Source organism: Actinosynnema sp. NPDC023794, assembly GCF_040639675.1.
In the GTDB taxonomy this organism is placed as follows: Bacteria; Actinomycetota; Actinomycetes; order Mycobacteriales; family Pseudonocardiaceae; genus Actinosynnema; species Actinosynnema luteola.
The window spans coordinates 111072-119519 of the sequence record NZ_JBFAFR010000025.1; the positions used below are offsets into that span (position 1 = coordinate 111072).

Sequence of the window (8448 nt, forward strand, 5' to 3'; positions counted from 1 at the left end):
AGAGTTCGCCGTTGACAACGTCGGATTTCGGTCGGCGCCGGGGAGAGCACCGTGGGACACGTGGAGCCTGCCGCCGTGGTGGGGCGGTAGCCGTGGAGATGCGCCGACTCGACCCGGGGGAACTGGTCCGGGACAGCGGGCTGGTGGCCCGCAGGCTGATGCCGTGGCCGCTGGTGAACGCGCCGTTCGACGGCTCGTGGTGCGTGGTGCAGCCGGGCGCGGCGTCGAGCACCCACGCCCACCGCGAGCACGAGGTCTGGGTCGCCGTGTCCGGTGAGGCGGAGATCGTCACCGACGAGGGCAGGCTGCCGTTCGCGGCGGGCGACATCGTGCACTTCCGCCCGTACGAGGAGCACCAGCTGGTCAACGACGGCGAGGCCGACTTCCAGTTCTTCGCCGCCTGGTGGGACGTGGAGATGGCCGAGCGCTTCAGCGCGCGCGACGAGGACGCGCGCTGAGTCGTCCGTCCGGCGGAACCACGGCACGAAACTGGCCGTCACAGTCGCGTCTTTATTGGTGAACGTTCAACGCGACTGGGGGTCGGAGTGGAGTTCCGGATCCTGGGCCCGGTCGAGGTCCGGCGGGACGGCGCGGAGCCGAGGGCGTTGCGGCGCAAGCCGGGCCAGGTCCTGGCCGTGCTCGCGGCGCAGTGCGGCAAACGGGTGCCGGTGGACCGGCTGCTCGACCTGGTGTGGGGCGAGGAGCTGCCGCGACGCGCCCGCAAGTCGCTCCAGGTGCACATCTCGGTCCTGCGCGGGGAGGGCGTGCCGGTGACGCACCAGGACGCCGGGTACGTGTTGCGGGCCGAACCGGACCAGGTGGACGCCCTGCGGTTCCGCCGCCTGACCGCGCGGGCCGCCGTCACCGCCGACCTGGAACACCGGCGCGACCTCTACACCAAGGCGCTGGCCCTGTGGCGCGGCACGCCGCTGGCCGGCGCGGAGTCCGAACCGCTGCGCGCCTGGCTCTGCGCGCCGCTGGAGGCCCACCACCTGGCCACCCTCGAAGCGGCCATCGAGACCGACTTGGCGCTGGGCAGGCACGCCCAGGCGGTGGAGGCGCTGACGCCCCTGGTGGCCGAGTACCCGTTCTCGGAGACCCTGCGCCACCAGCTCATGACGGCGCTGCTGTCCTGCGGTCGGCGGACCGAGGCGCTGCGCGTCTTCCAGGACGCCCGCCGCACGCTGGCCGACGAGCTCGGCGTGCCGCCGGGACCGCGACTGCGCGAGCTCTACCGCGAAGCGCTGCGCGTTTAGGCGCCGCTTTACCGCACGCCGTTAGCTTCGGGCCGCCGGGATGACCGGCGACGGAAGGACTCCGGGCCGTGGGCCAGTGCTGGGCGGCACCCAGGCCCACGGCCCGGGACCCCGACGCCGGGAGTGCCCGGTCGGGGACGTCAGCTGGCCGCCACGCTCAGCCCGGTGGCGGCGAGCTTCGCCGTGCGCGGACCGTGCGCCCAGATCCGCTCCTGGTAGGCGCGCAACAGCGCCGCGTGGAGCTCGTCGACGTGCTCGGCCGCCCCGCAGTCGCGCCGCCACACCACCGTGACCCGCCGGTGCACCGGATTGCCCACGATCGGTTTCAGCAGCACGCCGGGCAGATCGTGCCCGGTCGGGAAGAAGCACGCCACGGTGTGGCCGGAACGCACCAGTTCCGCGGCCGACGCCTGGTCGACCCCGAAGTGCGCGCAGCGCGGCGTGAACCCGGCCGCCTCGCACGCCAGGTGGAGGTTCAACCTCCCGCCACCGTAGCTCTCGTCGGGCACCGCCCATTCCTCGTCGGCCAGTTCGGACAGCCGAATCTCGTTCCGCGCGGACAACCGGTGCCCCGCCGCGATTCCGACCAACATCGGTTCCGCCACGACGGTCCGGCAGCCGGCCTGTTCGGGGATCCGCAGTGGACTCTGGGGGAACTCCGTCACCAGCGCGAGGTCCAACTTCCCGGTCCGCACCAGGTCGAGCACGGCGTCGCTGGTGCGTTCGATGTGGGTGGTCTGCTGGTGCGTCGGCAGCAGCGAGCGCACCACGCCGACCAGCAACGACGTCGGAGAACCGGCCACACCGCCGAGCCGGATGCCCGTCACGTCGCTCTCCGCGGCCAGCTTGCGCGCGGTGACCAGCAGGTCGTCGAACCGTTCCACCAGGTCACGGGATCGCAGCACGACGTGGCGGCCGAGTTCGGTCAGTTCGACGCCGTCCGTGCGCCGCAGGAACAACGGACCACCGAAGCCACGCTCGATGCGCCGCAACTGCGCGGTCAAACCGGCCTGCGCGATCTTCAGCAGTGAGGCGGCTCGGCTGATGCTGCCCGCTTCCGCCACGGTCAGCACGACGTGGAGATGCCTGAGCTCCATGTTCACTGCGGCAGCCTAGGGCAACAAGACGAACCGGACACCGATCGCGCGTGCAGGCCGGGTGACGGCTCCGCGTCGGGACGAACCCCGCCCGTTGCTCCAACAGGTGCATAACTGAAGAGTTATCGCCACCTCACACCTCCCGCCGCGCTCGCCGGTTCCACCACCCTGCTGGAAGACCGGCACCGCATACCGGGGAGGTGTGAGCGACATGGCGAAAGCGCTGCGACTGCGCCGCCTTTCCCGTCCGCGCGACGACAGGTACCTCTTCGTCCCGCTCGACCACAGCGTCTCGGACGGTCCGGTGGTGCCGCGCGACCGGTGGCACGAGCTCATCGACTCGGTCGTCGTCGGCGGCGCCGACGCCATCATCGTCCACAAAGGACGCGTGCGCACGATCGACCCGGACGTGCTCGGGGGTTGCGCGCTGGTCGTCCACCTCAGCGCCGGCACCGCGCACGCCGCCGACACCAACGCCAAGGTCATCGTCGGCGAGGTCGACGAGGCGCTGCGGCTGGGCGCCGACGCGGTGAGCGTGCACGTCAACATCGGCTCGGACACCGAGGAACGGCAGCTCGCCGACCTCGGCGTGGTCGCCAAGGCGTGCGACGCGTGGAACGTGCCGCTGATCGCCATGGTCTACCCGCGCGGACCGCGCATCGCCGACCCGAACGACCCCGCGCTGCTCGCCCACGTGGTCAACATCGCGGTCGACCTCGGCGCGGACATCGTCAAGACCAACCTCGCGCGGCCCGCCCAGCGGATGACCGACGTGATCGCCAGCTGCCCGATCCCGGTGCTGGTCGCGGGCGGCCCCGCGACCGGCGGCAGCGTGGTCGACCACGCCCGCACCGCGATGGCGGTCGGCTGCGCCGGCCTCGCCGTCGGCCGCCGCGTGTTCACCGCGCCCGCGCCCATGTCGCTGGTCGCGGAACTGGCCTCGATCGTCCACGACGACACCGAAGCGGACCTGGTCCGCGCCATGACGGGTGTCGTGGCCACGTCATGAGCTTGTCGCCAACGGCCGCCGCCGGTCATCCGACCGGCGGCGGCCCGTCCGCACGCCGATCGGGCTCTCACCCCTTGGAGAACCGTTGAAGTTCGCCTGGATCGACCTCCGACCCGTCCCCGAAGCGCACCGCGAAGCCGTCGTGGACGCCGCCGTGCACGCCCGCCTCGCCGGTGTCGTCTCCGACGACCCGGCACTGCTGGACGCGTTGCCGCCCACGATCACCCGGGTGCTCGTCGCCGACGCACCGGTCGACGGCCCGCACCTGGTCACCGTGGTCGTCGACGACCAGGACGCGCTGGACCGGCTCACCACCGACGCGGCGTTCGTGCAGGTCCGCGACGACCGCACGCTCAAGCTCGCGTGCGCCGCGGCGGTGCGGCTCGGGCACACCGTGGTCGCGTTCGCCGATCCGACGAAGATCCCGCTGGAGATCGTCATCGCCGCCGCCGACGGCGCCCCCGGCAAGCTGGTCACCGTCGTGGCCGACCTCGAAGAGGCCGCGATCGTGCTCGACGTGCTGGAGCACGGCTCGGACGGCGTGCTCATGGCCCCGCGCGACGCCAACGACGTGTTCAAGCTGGCCAGGCTGCTGGAGGCGACCACGCCGCCGCTGAACCTCACCACGCTCACCGTCGAGGGCATCACCCACAACGGCCTCGGCGACCGCGTCTGCGTGGACACCGCGTCGCACTTCCAGGAGGACGAGGGCATCCTCGTCGGCTCGTTCTCCTCCGGCTTCATCCTGTGCTGCAGCGAGACCCACCCGCTGCCCTACATGCCGACCCGGCCGTTCCGGGTCAACGCCGGCGCCCTGCACTCCTACGTGCTCGGTCCGGACAACCGCACCAACTACCTGTCCGAACTGCGTTCGGGCAGCACGGTGCTCGCCGTCAACTCCGAGGGGCGCACCCGCAAGCTCACCGTCGGCCGGGCCAAGCTCGAATCACGCCCGATCCTGACCATCACGGCGCACTCGCCCGAGGGCGTCGAGGTGAGCCTGACCGTGCAGGACGACTGGCACGTGCGGGTGCTCGGGCCAGGCGGGAAGGTCCGCAACGTCACCGAGCTGCGGCGAGGTGACGAGCTGCTCGGCTACATCGCGACCGAGCAGCGGCACGTGGGCATCCCCATCGGCGAGTTCTGCAAGGAGACCTGAGCCGAGCTGCCGCGGGCGCGCGCCGGGCGGCGAGGTGGTGCGCGACCCCGGAGTGCTCGCCGAGGCGCGGTGATCGCGGGTGTGGCAGGGTGGGCGCCGTGGAACAAGTCGTTCTCCTGGACGAGTCCGGCGCCGGGATCGGCGTGGCCGACAAGGCTTCCGTGCATCACGCGTCGACCCCGCTGCACCTGGCGTTCTCGTCGTACCTGTTCGACGCTGCGGGCAGGCTGCTGCTGACCCGGCGCGCCCTGCACAAGAAGACGTGGCCGGGGGTGTGGACCAACTCGTGCTGCGGCCACCCTGCGCCCGACGAGCCGATGGCGTCGGCGGTGACCCGGCGGCTGGTCGACGAGCTCGGCCTCGCCGACGTCACCCTCGACCTGGTGCTGCCCGCGTTCCGCTACCGGGCGGTGATGGAGAACGGGGTCACGGAGAACGAGATGTGCCCGGTGTTCCGGGGCCTGGTCTCCGGCGACCCGGAGCCGAACCCGGACGAGGTCGACTCGTTCGAGTGGGCGCCGTGGGCCGAGTTCGCCCCGGCCGTCCTGGCCGGCGCCCGTCCCGTCTCCCCGTGGTGCGCCCTCCAGGTGGCCGAGCTGTGGGCCTTGGGCCCCGACCCGCTGGCCTGGCCGACCGCCTCCCCGGCCACCCTCCCGCCGGCCGCCCGCCGGTCCTGAACGCCCAACTCACCCGCCCCGAACGCAGGACTCTCGCGCTCCGAACGCAGGACTCTCGCGAGAGTCCTGCGTTAGCGCACCCCGAATTCAACGCTCAGCCCAGAGAGCGCTCTCTGGGTCACTGTTCCGGGATGACCGGAACTCGCTCCTTTCCTTGACTGATACAGGGGACCGTCTTACGTTCCGCTGTGAGAGCGCTCTCTGAAACCCTCCCTGCAACGCACTTCGAAAGGGGAGTCGTGATCCCCACCATTCGCCGATGGCGTCGTCTGGTCACCACGCTCGCCGTCGCGGCCCTCACCGCGTCCGCACTGACCTTCGTCACCTCTCCCGCCTCGGCGGCGCCGGAACTGCTGTCCCAGGGCAAACCCGTCGCCGCCTCCTCCACCGAGAACGGCGGCACGCCCGCCTCCGCCGCCGTCGACGGCAACGCCGGCACCCGCTGGTCGAGCGCCGCGGCCGACCCCCAGTGGATCAGGGTCGACCTCGGCACGTCCACCGCCATCAGCCAGGTCACGCTGAACTGGGAGAACGCCTACGCGCGCTCGTTCCAGCTGCAGACCTCGGCCGACGGCAACGCCTGGACCACCATCGCCACCGCGTCCGGCAACGTCGGCGTGCAGAACCTGACCGTCTCGGCCACCACCCGGTTCGTCCGCGTCCACACGACCGCCCGCGCCACCCAGTACGGCGTGTCGCTGTGGGAGTTCCAGGTGTTCGGCGTCCGCAACTCCAGCGGCCCGATCGTGCGGGTCGCCGAGTTCCTCGCGGACTGCCCGTACAGCCACCGCCTGCCGGACGACCCGATCGTCGCGCCGAACCTGCCCGGCGGCTCCCACATGCACAGCTTCTTCGGCAACCGCACGACCAACGCCCACTCCACCGTCCAGTCGCTGCTGGCCGGCACGAGCAACTGCAACCCGGGCACCGACCTGTCGTCGTACTGGGTGCCGACGCTGTACGCCGACAACCAGCCCGTCGAACCGACCGGGACCACGTTCTACTACCTCGGCGAAGGCGTGCGCGACGACGTGATCGCACGCATCCAGCCGTTCCCGCTCGGCCTGCGGATCGTGGCGGGCAACGCGAAGGCCACCCAGCCCGACGCCACCACGATCTCGCGCTGGTCCTGCCTGCACGCCGGCCACGTCGGCGCGTCCAAGGACTTCGTGAACTGCCCCTCGGGCACCATGCTGGAGTCCTACCTGGACTTCCCGCAGTGCTGGAACGGCCGCGACCTGGACTCTCCCGACCACAAGAGCCACATGGCGTACCCGGTGAACGCCGACTGCCCGGCGACCCACCCGGTGCCGGTGCCCAAGCTGCGCCAGGTGCTGCGCTACCCGGTGAGCGGCGACCCGGCGCGGTTCCGGCTCGCCTCCGGGCCTGGCTTCACCATGCACGGCGACTTCTTCAACGCGTGGCCGGAGGCGGAACTCGCCCGCCGGGTGCGCGACTGCATCAACCCCGTCATCAAGTGCGGCGCGGACGGTCGGCCATGAGCGCGTCGATCCGGCTCGGTGCGGCGTTCGCCCTGCTCACCGCGCTGGTCCTGCCGGTCACCGCGGTCCAGGCGGCCGAGTGCGGCACGGCCAACGCGGCGCTGAACGCACCCGTCACCGCCTCGTCGGTGGAGACGGGCAGCCCGTTCACGGCCGCCTCGGCGGTCGACGGCAACGCGGGCACCCGCTGGTCGAGCGCGTTCAGCGACCCGCAGTGGCTGCGGGTCGACCTGGGCGCGAACCGCGAGGTGTGCGGCGCGACGCTGCAGTGGGAGGCCGCGTACGCCACCGCGTTCCAGCTCCAGGTCTCGGCCGACGGCTCGACGTGGACGACCGTCCACCAGACCACCACCGGGGCCGGCGGCACGCAGAACGTCACCTTCACCGGCACGGGCCGCTACGTCCGGGTCCACACCACGGCACGCGCCACGCAGTACGGCGTGTCGCTGTGGGAGTTCGCCGTGCGCACCGGAACGACGGGCGGCAACCCGCCCGGCGAGCAGCTGCTGTCCTACAACAAGCCCGCGTTCGCCTCGTCGTTCCAGGACGACGGCCACTGCTCGCAGTGCACGCCCGCCAAGGCGCTGGACTTCAACCCGGCCACCCGGTGGGCCACCAGCCCCGCCACCGGCTGGGTCGACCCGGGCTGGATCTACGTCGACCTCGGGGCGACGGCGCAGGTCAGCAAGGTCGTGGTGCAGTGGGACCCGGCGTTCGCCAGCGGGTTCGAGATCCAGACCTCGGCCACCGCGTCGAGCTGGACCACGATCCACACCGTCACCAACGGCACCGGGTTCAAGCAGACGTTCGCCGTGACCGGCACCGGTCGGTACGTCCGGGTGAACCTGACCAAGCGCAGCGGCCAGTACGGCTACTCCCTGTGGGAGTTCCAGGTCTACGGCACCGGCGGCAACCCCACGCCGCCACCGCAGGCCCCGGACCCCGGCAACCCGCTGCGGCTGGTGTGGAGCGACGAGTTCAACGCGCCCGCGGGCACGAGGCCGGACGCGGGCAAGTGGCGGCCGGAGACCGGCACCGGGCAGAACGCGGAGCTGCAGTACTACACCGACAACCGCAACGCGTTCACCGACGGCGCCGGGAACATGGTGCTGGAGGCCAGGCGGGAGGTCACGCCGGGCTCGGCGTGCCCGGTCGACCCGGTCAGCGGCAGCGGCACGTGCCAGTACACCTCGGCCCGGATCATCACCGAGGGCAAGGCGTCGTGGACCTACGGCCGCTTCGAGGCCCGCGTCCGGGTGTCGGGCACCAAGGGCCTGTGGCCCGCGTTCTGGATGCTCGGCACGGACATCTTCAAGGGCACGCCGTGGCCGGCGAGCGGTGAGATCGACATCATGGAGCACCTGGGCCGTGAGCCGAACACCGCGTACCAGACGATCCACGGCCCGGCCTACTTCGGCGGCGGCGGGATCGGCAGGATGCACGACATCGGCCAGGACTACGCGAACGCGTTCCACGTCTTCCGGGTCGACTGGAACAGCAAGGGCATGGTGTTCAGCATCGACGACGTGACCGTCCTCACCATCGACAAGGCGACGGTGGAGGCGACCCGCGGCCCGTGGGTGTTCGACAAGCCGTTCTTCATCCTGCTCAACAACGCGGTGGGCGGTGACTGGCCCGGCCCGCCGGACGCCACCACGGTCTTCCCGCAGCGCATGCTGGTCGACTACGTCCGCGTCTACCAGTGACGGGTGGGTGCGGTCACGCCTCGGCGTGACCGCACCCCCGGT

The 8448-nt window shown here is 71.6% G+C and carries 8 protein-coding genes; 7 read left to right on the forward strand and 1 reads right to left on the reverse strand.

Annotated features, from left to right (window positions below; genetic code table 11):
- Window positions 1-98: 98 nt before the first annotated feature.
- The gene (locus tag AB0H12_RS34335; RefSeq protein WP_230569311.1) at window positions 99-458 is read left to right on the forward strand and encodes a cupin domain-containing protein; all 360 of its coding nucleotides are present in this window, start codon (window positions 99-101) and stop codon (window positions 456-458) included.
- Between the two features lie 87 nt (window positions 459-545).
- Complete coding sequence (locus tag AB0H12_RS34340; RefSeq protein ID WP_499628560.1) at window positions 546-1256, forward strand: AfsR/SARP family transcriptional regulator; 711 nt, start codon at window positions 546-548, stop codon at window positions 1254-1256.
- Window positions 1257-1396: 140 nt separating this feature from the next.
- On the opposite strand, the gene AB0H12_RS34345 is transcribed toward AB0H12_RS34340, so the two are convergent.
- Window positions 1397-2353 (reverse strand): LysR family transcriptional regulator, encoded by a 957-nt coding sequence (locus AB0H12_RS34345; protein ID WP_499628572.1) that lies wholly within the window; start codon window positions 2351-2353, stop codon window positions 1397-1399.
- 211 nt (window positions 2354-2564) lie between these two features.
- Here AB0H12_RS34345 and AB0H12_RS34350 point away from each other — a divergent pair, with 211 nt between their 5' ends.
- From AB0H12_RS34350 to AB0H12_RS34370, 5 genes are all read left to right on the forward strand, one after another.
- Window positions 2565-3362 carry a 2-amino-3,7-dideoxy-D-threo-hept-6-ulosonate synthase gene (locus tag AB0H12_RS34350; RefSeq protein WP_499628561.1) on the forward strand — a complete coding sequence of 266 codons (798 nt, stop codon included), beginning with the start codon at window positions 2565-2567 and terminating at the stop codon, window positions 3360-3362.
- A gap of 85 nt (window positions 3363-3447) precedes the next feature.
- Window positions 3448-4521, forward strand: coding sequence for a 3-dehydroquinate synthase II family protein (locus AB0H12_RS34355; RefSeq protein ID WP_499628562.1), 1074 nt, complete (start codon window positions 3448-3450; stop codon window positions 4519-4521).
- 98 nt (window positions 4522-4619) lie between these two features.
- Complete coding sequence (gene idi, locus AB0H12_RS34360) at window positions 4620-5198, forward strand: isopentenyl-diphosphate Delta-isomerase (RefSeq protein WP_499628563.1); 579 nt, start codon at window positions 4620-4622, stop codon at window positions 5196-5198.
- A 239-nt stretch (window positions 5199-5437) separates the two neighbouring features.
- Complete coding sequence (locus AB0H12_RS34365) at window positions 5438-6700, forward strand: DUF1996 domain-containing protein (RefSeq protein WP_499628564.1); 1263 nt, start codon at window positions 5438-5440, stop codon at window positions 6698-6700.
- Window positions 6697-8406 carry a discoidin domain-containing protein gene (locus AB0H12_RS34370; protein ID WP_499628565.1) on the forward strand — a complete coding sequence of 570 codons (1710 nt, stop codon included), beginning with the start codon at window positions 6697-6699 and terminating at the stop codon, window positions 8404-8406. The genes AB0H12_RS34365 and AB0H12_RS34370 overlap by 4 nt, the downstream gene beginning before the upstream one ends.
- Window positions 8407-8448: the final 42 nt, after the last annotated feature.

Bases quoted from the DNA above. Each gene is read 5' to 3' on its own strand.
- AB0H12_RS34335 (WP_230569311.1), top strand. From the start codon at position 99: ATGCGCCGACTCGACCCGGGGGAACTGGTCCGGGACAGCGGGCTGGTG.
- AB0H12_RS34350 (WP_499628561.1), top strand. From the start codon at position 2,565: ATGGCGAAAGCGCTGCGACTGCGCCGCCTTTCCCGTCCGCGCGACGAC.
- AB0H12_RS34370 (WP_499628565.1), top strand. From the start codon at position 6,697: ATGAGCGCGTCGATCCGGCTCGGTGCGGCGTTCGCCCTGCTCACCGCG.
- AB0H12_RS34345 (WP_499628572.1), bottom strand. From the start codon at position 2,353: ATGGAGCTCAGGCATCTCCACGTCGTGCTGACCGTGGCGGAAGCGGGC.